This is a genomic window from Micromonospora sp. KLBMP9576 (assembly GCF_050941805.1).
Classification (GTDB): domain Bacteria; phylum Actinomycetota; class Actinomycetes; order Mycobacteriales; family Micromonosporaceae; genus Micromonospora.
The window spans coordinates 1,138,852-1,155,735 of the sequence record NZ_CP194567.1 but is presented as its reverse complement, the minus strand read 5'-3'; the positions used below and the strand labels follow the sequence as shown (position 1 = coordinate 1,155,735).

The window sequence follows — 16,884 nt, the reverse complement described above, 5'->3', positions numbered from 1 at the left end:
GTCAGCGCGAGCCGGGTGACCGGTCGGTCAGCGCGAATCGGTGACCGGCGGGTCAGCGCGAGTCGGTGACCACGTGGGAGCAGGCGGTGCAGGCGGCGCGGCCCTGCTCGGCGTACCACCGGCAGCTCCGCCGGATCGCGCAGCGCGGGAGGTCGTCCTCCACGGGGCCGGCGACCTCCCGGAAGGACGCCGCCACCCGCTCGCCGAGGCCGCAGTGCGCGCCGGTCCAGAAGCCGCACTTCGCGGTGACGCACGGGCCGGCGAGCCGGTACCGGGACTCGACCGGGGTGTCCGCGCCGGCCTGGGCGAGGGCGACCTCGGCCGGGAGCGCCGGCGTGACGTAGGCGACCCGCCCCGCCGGAGTGATCATGCCGAGGAACACCGTGGCGTTGGCCGCGGGGGTGCTCGGACACATCAGCTCCGGCGGGTCCGGCCGCTGGGCGGCATCGGTCACCGCTTGAGCCAGAAGCCGATGTCGTTGATCTTCTGGCCGAGTTCCTCGGCGAACGGGCCGTCGATGACCCACAGGCCGTACCACTCGGGGCGGAGCTTGATGTTGGCGTGCCCGACGGAAAGCGGGTTGGTCAGTCTGCTGCCGGCGACGGAGAGGGCGTTCAGGCCCGCCTTCTGGATCTCGCCCGCGATCAGGCTCTGCTGTTCAGTGGTCAGGTCGACGCCGTCGACGACGAACCGGAACTCGCTGCGTGCCATGTCCTACCTCCGATGGTCAGTACGTCTCGGTCCGCAGCCCGCGCCGCAGACTTGCCCTGGTGAATGCCGCCCAGCCGGATCGGCTGGCCGGGTCGGTCGCGTGGCCGGCCCGGTTCACCCGCTCCCGCCAGTCGGTCTCGTCGGCGGTACGCAGCCCCCACAGCTCGCGGCAGGCGGTGACCGCGAACGCGACCTGCTCGGCGGAGCCGCTCCAGCCGGCCGGGCCGTCGGTCACCCGTAGCGCCCCGCCCGCCGCCACGCGGACCGACGGGAAGTGGTGGTGCAGGCTGGCGAGGGTCGCCAGGTGGGCGGCGTCCGGCCGCCCGGCGGTGAAGGCGTCCCGCGTCTCGTCGTCGCGGGTGACCCTGATGGCGTGCAGCGTGAACGCGTCGCCGCCGGCGTCAGCCCGGCCGTCGACCCGCACGGGGGCGCTCCAGCCCGGGGGTGAGTTCGCCGACCAGAAGGCCAGCCAGGCGTCGAGGCGTTCGTGAAAGTCGGCCTGGAAGCGGGCCGCCCCGCCGGCGAGCCGGGCGGTGGCGATCCGGTCCCGGGCGACGAGGCTGCGGGCCGGGGACGCTCCCCCGGCGGGTGGCACGGTGGATGGTGCGGCACGTGCGGTGGTACCTGGTGTGACGGTCGCCCCGGCGACGGTGACCGCCGAGGCCGCGGCGGCGCCGAGCAGGATCCGACGCCGGGACAGTGAGCTGCGGGAATCGTTCATGGTCCGCCTTTCCTGGACGGCCTGTGCCACGAAACGCTATCGACCTACGTAGATCAGCAGGGGCGCCGCTCTATCGGTAGCCCGACATGAATGCCGGTGATCGACGGCGGCGGAATTCCGGCCGGTGTGCTGTGTCGGCGGCCGAGGGGCGCGGCGGCAGCAGGTGATCGACCACCACCACCGCCGACGCTATGGAGCTGAATCGTCTGTGACATCAGCGATCGCCGACGGCCCGCGGGCCACGATGGCAGCGAGCGGCCGGTGGCCTACGCCATCAGCGGTTCCAGGTGGCGCCCGAGCCGCGGTGGCACCGGGATGCCGGATGCCGGTGAGTCGTCCATGACATCAGCTCGAAAGCGTCCCGGGCGCTACTCCTCCCCCGGCCGCCCCCGCCCCCGGCCGCCCCCGGCCCCGGCCGCCCCGGACGGCCCGGACGCCCCGACGCCCCGACGCCCCGGACGGCCGGTTGTCCTGCCCGGTTGGGGCAGGGCAACCGGCCCGCCGGTCTCGGCGACTACGCCGTCGCGCAGATGGCGTACGCGGTGTTGCTCCAGTTGCCGGTGAACGAGTCCTCCTCGTACGCGCCCGAGGTGATTGCGGTCGGCGCGGCGGCGGGGCCGCCGTTGGGGCGGAAGTCGTCGACGACGGCCTCGCCGGTGACGCCGTTCAGCTCGTAGCCGCCACCGGTCAGCACCTTCCCGAGCGGGCAGGCAGCGACGACGCCGTGGAAGTCGTTCGAGTCGCTGGGGCTCACCGCGGCGATGCGGGTCAGCCCCGGGAGGGGGTTGGCGCAGATCGCGTACGCCGTCGCGGACCACGTTCCGGCGAAGGCCTCGGCCTCGTACGCGCCCACGAGGACGGAGGTCGGTGCGGCGGCCGGGCCACCGTTGGGGCGGAAGTCGTCGACCACGCCCTCGCCGGTGGCGCCGTTGAGCTCGTAGCCCGTGCCGGTGAGCACCTTGCCCGCCGGGCAGGTGGCGGTGACACTGCGGAAGTCCGCCGAGGTGCTGGCGCTGACGGCCGAGACCCGCACCAGGCCCGCGATCGGGTTGGCGCAGATCGCGTACGCGGTGAGGGTCCAGTTGCCCGCGAACGCCTCCGCCTCGTACGCGCCGACGGTGACGGAGGTCGGCGCGGCGGCCGGGCCACCGTTGGGGCGCAGGTCGTCGACGACCGCCTCCCCGGTGACGCCGTTGAGCTCGTAGCCCGTGCCGGTGAGCACCTTGCCCGCCGGGCAGGTGGCGGTGACGCTGCGGAAGTCGTTCGAGTTGCTGGCGCTCGTCACGGCGATCCGGACGAGACCGGGGACGGCAGCCGACGCGGGGGCGGCGGGAACGAGCACCGTGGCCGCGACGGCGACGCCGAGGATGAGGGTGAACGCGTGAGGCCGACGGCTGCGGGCTGTTGCCTGAGCTGACATGTGACTCTCCTGTCTGGCCGCCCCGGCGGTGGCCTCCGGCAGGTGTCGGAGGCCACCGGCGGGGCGCTGCGATTGACGCGCTCACGCTATGTAGTTATGCGACCAGGCATTATCTCCAACCCGACTACGACAAGTAATCGACTGGCGGGCGATGGTGGCCGGGCGGGCGGCAGCGTCAGACGGTATAGAGGATCTTCACGCCGTTGAGGCTCGTCGCCGACACGGCCGTGCCGCGTACGCCGGAGTTGAGGTTGCGCCAGCCGGTGCTGCTGCCGGCCTCGTGGACCATGCCCCCGGCCACCGTGTAGACGATCTTCACACCGTCGAGACTGATCGCCGCCAACGCGCTGGCACTGATCCCGGAGATGCCGGTGTTCAGGTTGCGCCACCCGCTGTTGCTCGCCGCCTCGTGCACCGAGCCCCCGGCGACCGTGTAGACGATCTTCACACCATTGAGGTTGATCGCCGCCAACGCGCCGGCGCTCACCCCGGAGATACCGGTGTTCAGGTTGCGCCACCCGTTGTTGCTCGCCGCCTCGTGCACCATGCCGCCGACGACCGTGTAGACGTACTTGACGCCGTCGACGTTGAGCACGGCGAGCGCGTTGTTGCTGACCCCCGAGATGCCGGTCGCCAGGTTGCGCCAACCGAAGTCGCTGGACGCCTCGTACACCCGCCCGTCGTTGACCGTGTAGAGCAGCTTGTTCGCGCCCATCACCATCGACGCCGTGGCCGAGCCGGTGATGCCGTTCACCGGCAGCATCTGCCAGCCGCTGTGGCTGCCGGACTCGTACACCTGGCGGTTGGGGTTGCTCTGCCCGCAGTTCTGGCTGGTCAGGTTCCGGGCCGGCGAGGTGGGGCCGGCGACGTACAGCGGCCCGGTGTGCGGGCTGCCGTCGGAGGTGATGCCGGAGGGCACCCCGTTGAAGTACGACTCGGTCTTGACGCCGTCGCGCGTCTGCTCGTAGTGCAGGTGCGGGCCGGTCGAGTTGCCGGTGCTGCCCACCCGGCCGAGCTGCTGGCCGATCGACACCCCCTGCCCGGCGCGGACCATCGGCGTCTCGATCATGTGCAGGTAGAACGTCTTCCAACCGCCGCCGTGGTCGATCACCACGTACCAGCCGCCGCTGTTGCCCCAGCCGGCGAACGTGACGGTGCCGTCGTAGGAGGCGAGGATCGACCGGCCGCTGCTGCCGCCGGGGAAGGTCATGTCGATGTCGTAGTCCTCGTGCCCGTAGTAGGTGGCCAGCCGCCAGGTCTCGCCGCAGGGCAGCGGCATCTGGAAGTGCGGCCGGGGGCCGGCGGCCTGGGCGGGCGCGGGCACCACGGTGACGGCGGCCAGCACGGTGAGCAGCACGGCGCCGACACCGGCGAGCGCCAGGCGGACCGAGGTCAGGAAGCGGGCGGACAGACCCGTCATAGGGGTTCCCTCCGGAAGCCAGGATTCGATGTCGATCGATGCTAGGTCGGCCATCGACATCCGGCGAGGGGCCGGCGGGCGCGGGATGACTTCTAGGGGTCGGCGGGCGGCCCCGGCTCTAGGGGGCGGGGACGGTCCCCGGCTCCAGGGGTTGGCAGACGGCCGGTCAGCGGGTCGCCGTCGTGCCGGCGAGTAGCGCGAGGATCGTCTGGTGCGCCTCCCAGCCGTCCGGGAACTTCACCGGCACGTCGAGGTGCACGGTCTCCGTCGACGGGTGCGCGTCCAGCAGCTCGCCGATCCCGGCGCGCGCCACCACGATGCACGCGTGCCGGTGCCGCGACGTCAGCACGCAGAGCCGCCCCGACTCCAGGTGGAACGCGGTCGCGTCCCGCCGCCCCGACAGCGGGTGCAGCACGATCGTCACGTCGTACTCCCGGCCCTGGAGCCGGTTGGCGGTGTCGACGGTGATCCCGGCGCCCGCCGGGCCGAGGTGCGCGCGGATCGCCGCGACCTGGTCGCGGTGTGCCGCCCCCACGGCGATCCGGTCGGCGGTGACCGGGGTGCCCTGCGGCGCGTGCTCGCTGACGGCGACCGCCTCCCGCGCCAACACCCGCAACGCCAGCGCCGCGCAGGCCGCGGCGGCCTCGGCATCGGTACGCGGGGTCTGCCGCGCCGGCAGCTCGTAGAGTGCCCACCCGCCGGCCGCCGCCAGCTCCACCGCCCGGTCCAGTGCGTCGCCCGCCCCCGGCCCGCCGAGGCGCAACGCCCGGTCGGCGGGGCCGGTGCCGGCCCGGAACCCGGTGAACGGGTAGAACGCCGCCGCCACCACCGGCGCCGCCGAGGCGGGCAGCCGCCACGACACCGGCAGCCGGTGCACCGGCAACTGCGGGTTGTGCCGCAGCAACACCGCCACCGCCGACTGCATCGGGTCCCAGGACAGGCCCGTCCAGCGCCCCGTCTCCACAGTGGAGAACGGGTCGAGCTGACCGGGATCGCCGACGAACAGCGCCCGCTCGAACCGCCCGGCCACGCGCAGCAGGGCGTCGGAGCGCATCTGGTACGCCTCGTCGACGATCGCCCACGGCCAGGAGCCCTCGGCGACCATGGCCCACTTCGCGGCCGTACCGACGATGACGGCCGGACCGCCCAGGTCGGCGATCTTCGCGGCGACCTTCACGGTCTCGTGGTCCTTCACCCGCTCCGACGGCCGGTAGTCGGTGGCGGAGAGCCGCCCGATACGCAGCTCGGGTGCCTTGCGCGCCAGCCGGTCGATGAGGTCGTCGACCTGCTCGTTGGTCTGCGCGATGATGATCAGTGGCTCGCCGGCGGCGGCCAGCTCGACGGCGGCGCGCACCACCAGGGTCGACTTGCCGGCCCCCGGCGGCGAGTCGACCACCACGCCGCGATGGTCGCCGGAACGCAGGTCGGCCAGCACCGCGGTGATGACCCGCTCGGCCTCGACCGCCGGCGGCACCTCCAGCCCGGAGCGCATCGACCTCACCTCCCCCACCAGGTCAACGGGACACTACGCCTGGCCCACCGCCCCCGGGTGACGCCGGGCCCCGGTCAGGCCGCGCAGGAACGCCAGCCCCTCGACGGCGAGGGTGTCGGGGCCGGCGGCGAGGGGCCGCCACACGGACATCGGCACGGCCAGGGCCTCGGCGGTGAACGACTCGATATTCACCTGGCCGGCGCAGCCGATGCCCGCCAGGGCGTCGCACATCCCCGGCCAGTCGAGGTGGTCCCCGCCGGGCGCCCCGCGGTCGTTGCCGCACACCTGCACGCTCCTCGATGTCGAGGTGGAACGTGTCCAGCGCGAGCCCCGGGCCGGCAACCCCGTCCACCACCTCCAGCGCCTGCTCGACGGTGTTGAGCAGGCTCGTCTCGAACCCGTCGACTGTAGAGGGCAGCTGAACGCGGATCGCCTAGGGAATGAATTCGCTGCCGGCCGTTGCGACGACGCCTGGCGGAAACGGCGCATCATGCGGAACAAGCGAGAGCAGTACTGCTCGGGCAGCGGCTGCCGATAAGGCATCGCAGAACTGGGCGGCCGGCTGTCTGGAATCCGACATGTGTTGTCGAACGAGGCGGACCAAATGGATCAGACCAGCGCCAAGAGGCGCCTACTCACGAGAGTGAGGGCTGCCAAGGAAAGGTCCCGCTGGCTATCGTGTCCGCTCCGCCATCCCTCGCGACGCATAGGACTAACGTGGGCATCCTCAAAGAGATGCAGCGGGCGCACGCACGACAGGTACGCGCCCAGAAGCAGGCTCAGACCGCCGCGTACCGGCACCATCAGCAGCTGCGCCGAGAGGCCGACCGGGCCATGAAGTCTGCCCAGCGGGCATCGGCCATCGACGAGCGCGAGCGCAAGCGGCTCTACCTCGAAGCACGTGTAGCCGAGGTGGCGGCCGACAACTCGGATCTGCTTGAAGTGACCCCTATCGGCCGGACACCTCGATGTCTGTCAGGGACTCTCGGTGGATCTTCTCGTAGGTGTCGGGGCTGACGTTACCCAGACGGCTGTGCCGGCGGCGAGGGTTGTAGAAGCCTTCGATGTAGGAGAACACCTCCATTTCCAGTTCGTGTCGGCTGGGCCAGGCTCGGGTGTAGACCAGTTCGGTCTTCAGGGTGGCGAAGAAGGTCTCGGCCATGGCGTTGTCGTAGCAGTCGGCGACCGAGCCCATCGAGGCCAGGACGCCGCAGGAACGCAGGGTCCGGCCGAACTCGAACGACGTGTACTGGGTCCCGCGATCCGAGTGATGAATGAGCTGATCGCGGGCGGGTCGGCGGTGTTGGATGGCCATGCCGACGGCGTCGAGGATCAGCTCGGTGCGCAGGTGATCGGCCATCGCCCAGCCCACTACGCGGCGGGAGTAGGCGTCGACCACGACCGCGAGGTAGAGGAAGCCTCCCCAGGTGCGCAGGTAGGAGATGTCGGCGACCCACAGCCGGTTCGGTGCGGTGGCGGTGAATTGTCGCTGGACCAGGTCCGGCGCGGTCGCCGTGGACGCGGCCTTGCGGCGGGGCTTGCCGCGTCGCCGGCGGTGGGCGCCTTCGATCCTGGCCAGCCGCATCAGTCGGGCCACCGCCTTGCGGTTCCACCGGTGGCCGCGCTCGTGCAGCTCCGCGGTGAGCCGTCGGGCTCCATAGACGCCGCGGTGCTCTGACCATGCCTGCTGGGTGATCTCAACGCGCTGCTGGTCGTGGCGTTCCCGCTCGACAGCGCGCTGACGCCCCTGCCGAAGCCAGTCGTAGAAGGCGCTGTGGCCGACGCCGAGGAGTCGGCAGAGCAGACGGACCGGGTAGCTGGCCTTCTCCGCGTCGATGAACCGGTACACCTCAGTCCGGTTCACCGCTCCGTCTCGCGTGCGAAGAAGACCGCGGCTTTTTTCAAGATCTCTTTTTCCAGCTCCAGCTGGGCGACCTGCCGCCGCAAGCGGAGCAGCTCGGCCCGCTCGTCAGCGGCCAGGTCGCTGGGCCGGCCGCCGTCGCGTTCCTGCCGCATCCGGTCGACCCAGTTGCGCAGCGTCTCGTGATTGACGCCCAACTCCCGGCCCACGTCCCGCAGCGTGCGACCGGAGTCGAGCACCAACGCCGCGGCCTGGCGCCGGAACTCCTCGGGGTACTTGCTCTGTCGAGCCACAGCGGTTTCCTCCTCCTCGGCAGGATGCCAAGTCAGGAGGTGTCCGGTCTCAGGGGGTCACTTCAGCTGGCCCGCCTTGATGAGCTGGACAATCTCTTGGCCGCGACTCTCGACGTTGACGACCACATCGATTTCCGGCGTCTGCGAAAGTCCGCCCAGCACCCTCCGTTCAATCCCGGCACCCTCGGCACGCCCCTGCCGCCGCCCGACTGGCGGCAGTTCGAGCCCTCCGCACCGACCGGTCTGGGCAAGGTGTTCGGCGGCCAGGCGAAGTACCAGCAGCAGCTCGCCGCTGCCCAGCAGGCATTCGCCCAGGCCCAAGCGCAGCATGCCGCAGCCGAGGCCGACCGGCAGCGGCGTTTGTCCGCGGCCCACCAGCGGTATCAGGAGAAATGTGCCCAGGTCGACACACAGATCCGCGCGCACAATGCCGAGGTCGACCGGTTCGAGACCGCCTTCGCGGCCTCCGAGCCGGCCGCCGTGATCGAATACTTCGGCATGGTGCTTGGCAACTCCGTTTACCCCGACGACTTCCCACAGCACTACCGACTCGCCTACGTGCCGGAGTCCCGGCAACTGGTGGTCGAATACCACCTGCCGACGCTGGAAGTGATCCCCGCCGTGCGGGAGTACCGCTACATCAAGGCACGTGACGAGATCAGCACCGCCGCGCGACCCGCAAAGGATATCAAGGAGCGGTACGCCAACCTCGTCGCACAGGTCACGCTGCGGACCGTGCACGAACTGTTCGAGGCGGACCGGTCGAAGCTCGTGGACACGGTGGTCTTCAACGGCATCGTCGATACCACTGACCCTCGGACCGGCGTGTCCGTGCAGCCGTGCCTGGTCACGTTACGGACGACCCGTGATGTATTCGCCGGGCTCAACCTTCGCCTGGTGGAGCCGCTCGCCTGCCTGGCGCACCTCAACGCGTCAGTGTCGAAGCGGCCCGCTGAACTGGCGCCGGTCCGACCCGTCCTGGAGTTCGACATGGTCGACAAGCGGTTCGTCGATGAGGTTGACGTCCTCGCCGACCTCGACCAACGGCCCAATCTCCTCAAACTCAGTCCGACCGAATTCGAGAGCCTGATTCAAAATCTCTTCGCCAAGATGGGCTTGGACACTAAACAGACGCGCCCGTCCCGGGACGGCGGGGTCGATTGCGTCGCCTTCGATCCGCGGCCGGTCTTCGGCGGCAAGGTCGTCATTCAAGCCAAGCGCTACCGCAACACGGTCGACGTCTCTGCCGTGCGCGACCTGTTCGGCACGCTTCAGAACGAGGGGGCGTCCAAAGGAATCCTTGTCACCACCAGCGGCTACGGGCCGGCCTCGTACGAGTTCGCCTCCGGCAAGCCGATGGAGCTGATCGACGGATCCAATTTGCTGTACCTGCTCGCCGAGCACGCAAAGGTACAGGCCCGGATCGACCCGGGCGAACTGGACTGAGATGGTCGCGCAGGGTCCACCCGAGCAAGCATCGATCATGCACTTCACCCACATCGACAATCTGCCGGCGATCCTGACGGCCGGGCGGCTTACCGCGGACAACCTGGTGCGGGGACGCCTGGTGACGGACGTGGGTTCGGCAGCCATCAAGGCAAGCCGTCGCACCAGGCGGGTGACCTGCCCGCCCGGCGGGGTCGTCGCCGACTACGTGCCCTTCTACTTCGCGCCCCGCTCGCCGATGATGTACCGCATCGCCAAGGAACACGAAAACGGCAGGGCCGGTTGCTATCCCGGAGGGGACGACCCGCTGGTCTACCTCGTCAGTTCGATAGACCGCGTGCACGACGCAGGTCTCCTGTGGGTGGCCAGTGACGGCAACTGCGCGGCTTCCCTCACCTGCTTCTCCCGGGATCTGGGTGACCTGGCCCACCTGGTGGACTGGCCGTTGATGCGGGAGCGAGTCTGGAAGGACGTGCCGGAAGACCAGGACCGGATGCGGCGGCGCATGGCCGAACTGCTCGTGCACCAGGAGTTTCCGCTGGGCCTGGTCGCCTACTACGCCGTTCGGACGCCAGCGCGGGAGACGCAGCTGAGGCATGTTCTGCGGTCTGCTGGCATCATCGACGCGTACGTTGTTGTCAGGGACAACTGGTACTACGGGTTCACCAGGAGGGAGGTGCGCGAATGATCGTCATCAGCCACGGCAACCTGCTTACCGCCGACGCGGAGGCCTTGGTCAACACGGTCAACACGGTAGGTGTGATGGGTAAGGGCATCGCCCTCCAGTTCAAGCGCGCCTACCCCGCCAACTACACGGCCTACCGAGTCGCCTGCGCGGCCAAAGAGGTCGAGCTGGGCCGCATGTTCGTATTCGATTCCGGTCTGATCGGCTGCCGCCGCTACGTGATCAACTTTCCGACCAAGGGCCACTGGCGGGCAGACTCGAAGTTGGCCGACATCCGTGCGGGCCTCACCGATCTCGTCCGGGTCGTCCGTGAACGGCACATCGGGTCGGTCGCGATGCCGGCCCTCGGCTGCGGTAACGGCGGACTCGGCTGGGACGAGGTCCGGCCAGTGATCGAGCAGGCTTTCGCCGATCTGCCCGAAGTCCAGGTGCTGCTGTTCCCGCCGGAAGGCGCCCCCGAGCCGTCGGAAATGCCTGTCGGTACGCGGAAGCCCGCACTGACGCCCGGGCGGGCCACCTTGCTGCGTGCCGTCGAACGATATCTGGAACAAGCCCGGGAACTGGAGCCGCGGGACGGCATCACGACCCTGGAGATCCAGAAAATCGCCTACTTCCTCCAGGTGTTCGGCGAGCCCCTAAGGCTTTCGTTCACCCGGGGGCGATACGGGCCTTATGCCGACAATCTGAACCACGTTCTTGATCGCCTTGAGGGTCACTACCTGGTTGGTTTCGGCGACCGGTCCTCACGCGTCGAGGAGTTGCGCCCCATCCATCTGACCTCCGGCACGAGCGAGGCGGTCTCTGCCTGGTTCGATTCCCCTGGTCGGAGGAATCCCGACGCACTGGTGCGGCTCGCTGAACTGGTTGACGGGTTCGAGGCTCCGTACAGCCTCGAGCTGCTCGCCACCGTGCACTACGCCGCGCAGACGCAACCGCCAACGAGCGATATCGACGAGTTGACCAAGCGCGTCCAGGCATGGAGCGGACGCAAGGCCCGGCTCTTCACCACGGCTCACATCACGACGGCGTACGAGCGATTGCAATCCGCCGGCCTGCTGCCCAACCTGGTGACGACATCGGGTTGAGCAGCCCGCCTCGGGCTGGTCGACAAACCGGCAGGGCTGACCGCTCGTTGCTGGGTCGGCGTGTGGCGTAGGAGCGTCACGGCATCTCGGCTATCGCTCGGCAGTGGGCGCGCAGCGCGGCGGTGCCCGACCGGCCCGCTGCGCGGACCGGCGGGCGCAGTGCCTCGCCGCGCCAGCTCGCATAGCGCACGGCCGTCGCCTTGACCCGGACGCGAAGCTGCTCGTCGACCCAGATCAGGCCACGGTCGAAAAGGTTGTGCACGTCGGCCTAGAGCAGCAGACCGTTGCTCACCCGGTTGGCGGCGGGTCCGTCGTACGGCGAAATGTGGGATGGCCGCCCGCCAACGGGCGATGCACGACGATCCCCGGCCTTGGGCTCTAATCCACCCGGCGAACCTGAACTTGGGCTACGGATGAGAGCTGGCCTACGCGGCTGGCCAGATCTCAACTACAGCCGGCTGCTTCAACGCTGAAGCGTCCGCCCCAACCGTCCGAGGGGCGACAGAACCATGGATAGCGGGGACAACATCATGCCGGCAGCCGCGATGATCAGGGCGGTGCGTATCGACCAATGCCCGGCGAGGAGGCCACCGGTCAACGCGCCGAGGGGAGTCAGCCCCATGCCGGCGAACGTGATCGTCGCAGCGACGCGGCCCTGCATGAAATCGGGGGTGGCGGCCTGCCGGACGGCCATGATGGTGACGTTGACCAACTGGCCGCACGCGCCGAACACGAAATTGGCCACCATCAGCGCGCAGACGGTGATCAGGGAGTTGCCGCGAAGCGCGGACAGGCCCAGCAACATGCTGTTACCGACTGTCGCCGCCGCGACAAGCACAGGGCCGTAGCCGAGGCGGCGTGGTAGGCGCCCAGCGAGCAGCGCACCCACGAGCGCGCCCGGTCCCGTGGCAGCAAGCGCCAGTCCGATGACAGCGCCGGACAGGTGCAGCTCCCGCGGCAGAAACAGCAGGTAGGCAGTCATCAATGCGGCGAAGAAGAATTGAAACGCCGCCGAAGCGAGGCACACCGCACGGAGAACAGGGTCGCCCCCCACGAACCGCACTCCGTCGTGGATTCGCCGCCACATCCGCTGAGCACCGCCCAGCTGCTGAGGAATCGACTCATTGCGGCGAATCCCAGAGATGGCCAGGAAAGACACCACGAACAAAAAGACGCCGGACGCGACAGCGAGCGGCGCAGCCAGCAGAGAACTCATCGTCCCGGCAAGGGCAGGTCCGCCCATCTCGGCCGCGGACCGGCTTGCCTCGATCGCGCTGTTGCCCTGCAGCAGCTGGTCGCGCTTGACCAGGCGTACCAAAGACGCTTGGTAGGCCACGTCGAAGAACACCGACAGCGCCCCGACAGCGAACACGACGACCATGAGCATCCACACGCTGAGACCGCCCCTGAGGGCGACCACGGCCAACACACCCAGCACCAGCGCCCGGCCGGCATCGGACAAAACCATGACGGTACGGGTACGCCACCTGTCCACCCACACGCCGACCAGCAGCGCGAGCAGCAGTTGTGGCGCCTGCCCCACCGCGCGCAGGACCCCCAGTTGCTCAGCGTCGATGTGCAGAGTCAAGACGGCGATCAGCGGGAGGAGCACCAGACTGGTCTGCTCACCCAATTGCGAGGCAGTCTGACCTATCCAAAGGCTGCGGAAGTCGGGATTACGCCACAGGCCAGGCGTAACGGATTGAGCGGAACCGGTGGAAGACAAACTGGACGACACAGAGTTTCCTTGGATTGCTGCGGACGAGGACCAGGACCACCTGACAAAAACGCCAGACGGTGTCGGTGGGGACATCTCGCTGTGCCGCAATTCAAGGGCAGCACGCGATGACAGGCCAACTACGGCCTAAGACGGTCAACGCGCGCTCGAGCGACCGGTCATCTCGACCCCTTGTGGGTCACTCGCCGTGTCGCACGACAGCCGATGGCGGACGTCCGGAGAGTAGTCAGCTCATCACGACACCGCCAGCGGATTTGGCGTCGATGACGTGGGTGAGCAGTCACCGGACGACGTGGCCGTAGCGCTCCTCGGCCCGGTCCGGGCGCTGCTGAGGGCGGGGAGCAACGGTCAGACGACCGGCAGCACGCCTCGGTCAGCAACTCGGAATTGTGGACGGGTCCAGGCCCAGGCCGGCGTCGCGCGGTGGGCCGAGCCAGACCAGCTCGCCGGGGCGTACGTCGTGGACGAGGCTGTGGGCGACGGCACCGGCGGCGATGGCGCGGACGTGCAGCTCGACGGTGCCGTCGGGGCGCGGGGCGTTGGCCGGGGAGAGCCAACGCCAGCGGCCGGGCCGGCGTGGCGTGCTGACCGGGACCGCCTGGCCGGGCCGGTGGGGCAGGCGCTGCCGGGGGCGTACGGTCAGGATCGCGATCGTGTCGCACGGCCGGTCATGCGCGATCACCTCGGCGGGCCACCAGGCCGGCCCGTCCCCGGCGCAGGCGGTGGCGCGCCGCACGGCCTCGGCGGCGCGGCGGCCGGCGCGCTCCCAGGCGTCGGTGAGCTGCGACGTCCACATTGGACGGGCGTACCGGGCGACGGCGGCGAGCAGCGCGTCACCGATCGTGTCGGCGTGCGTCAGCAGGCCAAGCTGGCGGTACGCGCAGCCGAGCACCGCCAGCAGCGCCGCCCGCCCGGCCGGGTCGTCGCCGCCGACCGTGAGGCGGCCGAGCGCGGCGAAGAGCAGCGGCGCGACCCGCTCGGGAAGCAGGCCGGGACGGCGGTCCTCCAGCGTGCACCAGAAGTCGTCCGTGCCCTTCTCGACGGCCTTGTCGACGGCCGCCTCCCAGGCGGCGACGATGCTCACGCGCCCACCTCGCCGGCGAAGGTCCGGCGGGCGCGGACGATCCGGTCGTCGGGCACGTCGAGCGCCCAGAGCACCCCCGCCAGGTAGTCGACGATGCGCCGGTGCTGCTCCTCCGACAGGCCGAACCCGCGCCACGGGTCGGTCACCGGCTGGCCTTCGACGGCCGCGGCGAGGACCGCCGTCAGGTGCGCGGCGAGGCGTTCCAGGTCGACCCCGATGAGGTACGGCGACAGCTCCGCGTCCGCCACCACGAGGCGCAGCCACTGGCCGACCGCCTCCTGCGCGGTCACGCCCAGCCGCCCTGCTCGGCTCGGGCTTCGGCTTCCTCTGCGGTGGTGATGGTCAGGACCGGGATGGCGTCGATCAGGGTGGTCACGTTCTTCTGCCCCCTCGCGTTACGGCTGGTGGAGTGGCGCCGGGGCGGGCGGGAGCGGAGCTGCGTCGTTCGGGGATCGACGCAGTTCCGGAGCCAGCACCCGCCCCGGGCCATGCGTCGACCTTCGGCTCGGGCCGGGACTCCCGGTATGCCCCGATGATCGTGATGGCGATGCACGCTGTGTATCCGGTCGACCACTCCCTGCCTGAGGCTTCGGGTCGCTTGCCTCCTACGCGTTCGGCCCTGTCGAGCTGCCCCGTCCATGAGGGCATGTTCTTTGCCGAGCGACGAGCGGCGTGGATGACCGCGCGAATATGCGCGCTGCGTATACCGAGCCTGCACGGAGTGGCTTGAATGGATAGGCTCGACGAGGCGAGATGGACGGAGCCACCTGCGCATGGCGAGGTTGCCGGTGACACACGCGAACTGCCCCCGGTGCGGCGGACGACTGGCCCGCGACAATGACAGCGGGCGCTGCGCGCCGTGCCAGGCCGCCGAGCGGGACAGGCTGAGCGCGCCGCCGATGGTGCCGGCGAGCTTCTGGGAGCACGAGCCGGTGCGGCGGGCGCTGGCGGAGCGGCACCTCGGGCGGGTGATCCGGGCGTACCGGTGCCACCCGTACCACGGGCGGGCCGCGCTGCCGCAAACCGTGGTGGCTGGGTGGCTGGGAATCACGCAGGCGCAACTGAGCCGGGTGGAGAACGGCCCGCCGCTGGTGCACCTGGACCGGCTCATCCACTGGTCGCAGATGCTCCGGATCCCGCCCCGCTTCCTGTGGTTCAGCCTCCCCGCCCAGTTGACCAAGGTTGCGAAGCACCAGCCCGAACCCGTCAGAGAAGCCGGACCGACAGAGGCGCCGGCACGGACTGATGCCTACCTCGCGGCATCGAGCCAAGGAGGTGGCACTACGGACCGCCGACAGTTCCATGCGCTCGCCGCACTCGCGGGCATTGCCGCGACCGGCTCCCTCGACTTGCTCGCCGCACCCCACGACGCGGCCCGAAGCATCAGCATGGAGCAAGTCCGTGCCGTCGGATCGCTGGTGGACGAACTTCGCCGCACTGACGCGGCGGTCGGTGCCAACCAGCTCTGCGGCCTCGCTGTCCGGGTGCACGCCCAGTTGTCGGAGTGGGCGGCGAAGGCCACCTACAGCCGGGACGTCGGCGAAGCCCTCCAGGCCACCCTCGCCGACCTGGCCATCGAGACCGCCTGGCTCACCATCGACGCGAATCGCCGCCCGGAAGCCAGGGCCTACCTGAACGAAGCGATTACCAGAGCCCGCTTCTCCGACGATCCCAGGATGGAGGTACGCGCATTCGCCTACCTCGCGCTGCTGACCCGCGAGGACCGCCCTGGTGAGTCGCTGCACGCCGTCGAAGCGGCACTCCGTTCCTCCGCCGGGTGGGGAACCCCACGACTGGCCACGCTGCTCCACTTACGCGCCGCGAGAACCTGCGCCACCCTGAACGACATGAGCGGCTTCCACCGTTCGATGTGCAGGGCTCAACGCGAGTTCGAACGCGGCACCAGTGAGGAAGACATGCCGTTCCTCCACTTCGTCACCGCGCAGGAAATCAAGGGCATCGAGGGACTCGCCTACCTTGCCCTGGACAGGCCCGAACGCGCCGCCGGTGCCTTCCGAACCATCACGGAAAACCCCTCCCCCGTTCTTCGGCGCAACCACATCTACTACTCGGTCCAACTCGCCGACGCCGCCTATCGGCAGGGCAACCTCGACGAGGCGGCGTACACGGCGATGAACCTGCTGCCCGAGGTCGGTCAGGTGAGTTCGGGACGGGTGAGTCTTCACCTCGCGCAGCTCCGGGCCAGCCTGGGGCAGCCTCAGCGGGCGACCGCCGCGACGCGGAAGTTCGTTGAGGCGTACGACCAGGCGGTGCACCCATGATCGAGGGTTTGGAGCTGCGGCACCACACCGCCGAACAGGCCGCCGGGCTCATCGACCGGCTCGTCGAGCTCTACCTGACGGTGTACGCGGACGGCGGCGAGTTCCACAGCGAGGACCGGTACCGCCGCCAGCTGGCCGGCCACATGCAGCGCGACGGCTGGGACCTCGTCACCGCCACGATCGACGGCGAGCTGGTCGGATACATCTACGGGTTCCCGCTGCCAGCCGGGACCAGATGGTGGGGTGGCATCCACGAGCCCATCCCGGCCGGCTTCACCGATGAGGACGGCAAGCGGACGTTCGCCATCAGCGAGCTGTTGGTGGCCCCTGACTGGCGCCGTAGAGGAATCGCCAAGTCGCTGTACGACGGGCTACTCGCGGGGCGCACGGAGGAACGGGCCACGCTCCTGGCTGAGCCGGACAACGCCTCCGCCCAGGCCGCGTATCGAAGCTGGGGCTGGCAAAAGATCACCGCGCTCCGTCCTGGTTGGGAGCACGCACCTACGTATGACGTCATGGTGAAGCAGATTTCGCCGAACCGTTGGCCATCCGCTTGCGTATGACGAGGAGCCGGAAGACACACGCGGACTGCCTCCGGTGTAGCGGAGACCGGGCCGGGCCGGTGGCAGTGGACGCTGCGCGCTGT

The 16,884-nt window shown here is 69.8% G+C and carries 18 protein-coding genes; 5 read left to right on the top strand and 13 right to left on the bottom strand.

The window, feature by feature from the left end:
* Positions 1 to 52: 52 nt before the first annotated feature.
* The 9 genes from ACQ452_RS05420 to ACQ452_RS05380 form a co-directional block, all read right to left on the bottom strand.
* Positions 53 to 454, bottom strand: coding sequence for a hypothetical protein (locus tag ACQ452_RS05420; RefSeq protein WP_433390456.1), 402 nt, complete (start codon positions 452 to 454; stop codon positions 53 to 55).
* Positions 451 to 711, bottom strand: coding sequence for a hypothetical protein (locus tag ACQ452_RS05415; RefSeq protein WP_433390455.1), 261 nt, complete (start codon positions 709 to 711; stop codon positions 451 to 453). The genes ACQ452_RS05420 and ACQ452_RS05415 overlap by 4 nt, the downstream gene beginning before the upstream one ends.
* A 16-nt stretch (positions 712 to 727) precedes the next feature.
* The gene (locus ACQ452_RS05410) at positions 728 to 1,432 is read right to left on the bottom strand and encodes a hypothetical protein (RefSeq protein ID WP_433390453.1); all 705 of its coding nucleotides are present in this window, start codon (positions 1,430 to 1,432) and stop codon (positions 728 to 730) included.
* A 514-nt stretch (positions 1,433 to 1,946) separates the two neighbouring features.
* The gene (locus ACQ452_RS05405) at positions 1,947 to 2,852 is read right to left on the bottom strand and encodes a hypothetical protein (RefSeq protein ID WP_433390451.1); all 906 of its coding nucleotides are present in this window, start codon (positions 2,850 to 2,852) and stop codon (positions 1,947 to 1,949) included.
* A 175-nt stretch (positions 2,853 to 3,027) separates the two neighbouring features.
* Positions 3,028 to 4,272 (bottom strand): M23 family metallopeptidase, encoded by a 1,245-nt coding sequence (locus ACQ452_RS05400; RefSeq protein ID WP_433390448.1) that lies wholly within the window; start codon positions 4,270 to 4,272, stop codon positions 3,028 to 3,030.
* Between the two features lie 166 nt (positions 4,273 to 4,438).
* Positions 4,439 to 5,764: an AAA family ATPase gene (locus tag ACQ452_RS05395; RefSeq protein ID WP_433390446.1), complete on the bottom strand. Its 1,326-nt coding sequence runs from the start codon at positions 5,762 to 5,764 to the stop codon at positions 4,439 to 4,441.
* Between the two features lie 33 nt (positions 5,765 to 5,797).
* Positions 5,798 to 6,049 carry a hypothetical protein gene (locus ACQ452_RS05390; protein WP_433390443.1) on the bottom strand — a complete coding sequence of 84 codons (252 nt, stop codon included), beginning with the start codon at positions 6,047 to 6,049 and terminating at the stop codon, positions 5,798 to 5,800.
* A gap of 664 nt (positions 6,050 to 6,713) precedes the next feature.
* The gene (locus ACQ452_RS05385) at positions 6,714 to 7,628 is read right to left on the bottom strand and encodes an IS3 family transposase (protein WP_433390440.1); all 915 of its coding nucleotides are present in this window, start codon (positions 7,626 to 7,628) and stop codon (positions 6,714 to 6,716) included.
* Positions 7,625 to 7,918 carry a transposase gene (locus ACQ452_RS05380; protein WP_433390437.1) on the bottom strand — a complete coding sequence of 98 codons (294 nt, stop codon included), beginning with the start codon at positions 7,916 to 7,918 and terminating at the stop codon, positions 7,625 to 7,627. The genes ACQ452_RS05385 and ACQ452_RS05380 overlap by 4 nt, the downstream gene beginning before the upstream one ends.
* Before the next feature lie 24 nt (positions 7,919 to 7,942).
* Between ACQ452_RS05380 and ACQ452_RS05375 the strand changes: the two genes are divergently transcribed.
* From ACQ452_RS05375 to darG, 3 genes are read left to right on the top strand one after another with little or no spacing between them, the layout of a single operon-like run.
* Complete coding sequence (locus tag ACQ452_RS05375) at positions 7,943 to 9,364, top strand: restriction endonuclease (RefSeq protein ID WP_433390435.1); 1,422 nt, start codon at positions 7,943 to 7,945, stop codon at positions 9,362 to 9,364.
* A gap of 37 nt (positions 9,365 to 9,401) precedes the next feature.
* Complete coding sequence (gene darT, locus ACQ452_RS05370) at positions 9,402 to 10,052, top strand: type II toxin-antitoxin system toxin DNA ADP-ribosyl transferase DarT (RefSeq protein WP_433390433.1); 651 nt, start codon at positions 9,402 to 9,404, stop codon at positions 10,050 to 10,052.
* Positions 10,049 to 11,134, top strand: coding sequence for a type II toxin-antitoxin system antitoxin DNA ADP-ribosyl glycohydrolase DarG (gene darG, locus ACQ452_RS05365; RefSeq protein WP_433390430.1), 1,086 nt, complete (start codon positions 10,049 to 10,051; stop codon positions 11,132 to 11,134). Before darT ends, darG begins: the two co-directional genes overlap by 4 nt.
* Before the next feature lie 76 nt (positions 11,135 to 11,210).
* Here the strand turns inward: darG and ACQ452_RS05360 are convergent, their stop codons facing one another.
* From ACQ452_RS05360 to ACQ452_RS05345, 4 genes are all read right to left on the bottom strand, one after another.
* The gene (locus ACQ452_RS05360) at positions 11,211 to 11,396 is read right to left on the bottom strand and encodes a hypothetical protein (protein WP_433390428.1); all 186 of its coding nucleotides are present in this window, start codon (positions 11,394 to 11,396) and stop codon (positions 11,211 to 11,213) included.
* A 201-nt stretch (positions 11,397 to 11,597) separates the two neighbouring features.
* A complete protein-coding gene (locus tag ACQ452_RS05355) occupies positions 11,598 to 12,767 on the bottom strand; it encodes an MFS transporter (protein WP_433390425.1) in 1,170 nt (389 codons plus the stop codon).
* Positions 12,768 to 13,245: 478 nt separating this feature from the next.
* A complete protein-coding gene (locus ACQ452_RS05350; protein ID WP_433390422.1) occupies positions 13,246 to 13,956 on the bottom strand; it encodes an FAD-binding oxidoreductase in 711 nt (236 codons plus the stop codon).
* Positions 13,953 to 14,246, bottom strand: coding sequence for a hypothetical protein (locus ACQ452_RS05345; protein WP_433390419.1), 294 nt, complete (start codon positions 14,244 to 14,246; stop codon positions 13,953 to 13,955). The genes ACQ452_RS05350 and ACQ452_RS05345 overlap by 4 nt, the downstream gene beginning before the upstream one ends.
* 498 nt (positions 14,247 to 14,744) lie before the next feature.
* On the opposite strand from ACQ452_RS05345, the gene ACQ452_RS05340 reads away from it, so the two are divergent.
* Entirely contained in the window at positions 14,745 to 16,238 is a 1,494-nt protein-coding gene (locus ACQ452_RS05340; RefSeq protein WP_433390416.1) for a hypothetical protein, read from the top strand.
* Positions 16,235 to 16,801, top strand: coding sequence for an N-acetyltransferase family protein (locus ACQ452_RS05335; RefSeq protein ID WP_433390413.1), 567 nt, complete (start codon positions 16,235 to 16,237; stop codon positions 16,799 to 16,801). Before ACQ452_RS05340 ends, ACQ452_RS05335 begins: the two co-directional genes overlap by 4 nt.
* Positions 16,802 to 16,884 lie beyond the last annotated feature (83 nt).

Bases quoted from the DNA above. Each gene is read 5' to 3' on its own strand.
- ACQ452_RS05415 (WP_433390455.1), bottom strand. From the start codon at position 711: ATGGCACGCAGCGAGTTCCGGTTCGTCGTCGACGGCGTCGACCTGACC.
- ACQ452_RS05410 (WP_433390453.1), bottom strand. From the start codon at position 1,432: ATGAACGATTCCCGCAGCTCACTGTCCCGGCGTCGGATCCTGCTCGGC.
- ACQ452_RS05405 (WP_433390451.1), bottom strand. From the start codon at position 2,852: ATGTCAGCTCAGGCAACAGCCCGCAGCCGTCGGCCTCACGCGTTCACC.
- ACQ452_RS05400 (WP_433390448.1), bottom strand. From the start codon at position 4,272: ATGACGGGTCTGTCCGCCCGCTTCCTGACCTCGGTCCGCCTGGCGCTC.
- ACQ452_RS05395 (WP_433390446.1), bottom strand. From the start codon at position 5,764: ATGCGCTCCGGGCTGGAGGTGCCGCCGGCGGTCGAGGCCGAGCGGGTC.
- ACQ452_RS05375 (WP_433390435.1), top strand. From the start codon at position 7,943: ATGCCAAGTCAGGAGGTGTCCGGTCTCAGGGGGTCACTTCAGCTGGCC.
- darT (WP_433390433.1), top strand. From the start codon at position 9,402: ATGCACTTCACCCACATCGACAATCTGCCGGCGATCCTGACGGCCGGG.
- darG (WP_433390430.1), top strand. From the start codon at position 10,049: ATGATCGTCATCAGCCACGGCAACCTGCTTACCGCCGACGCGGAGGCC.
- ACQ452_RS05335 (WP_433390413.1), top strand. From the start codon at position 16,235: ATGATCGAGGGTTTGGAGCTGCGGCACCACACCGCCGAACAGGCCGCC.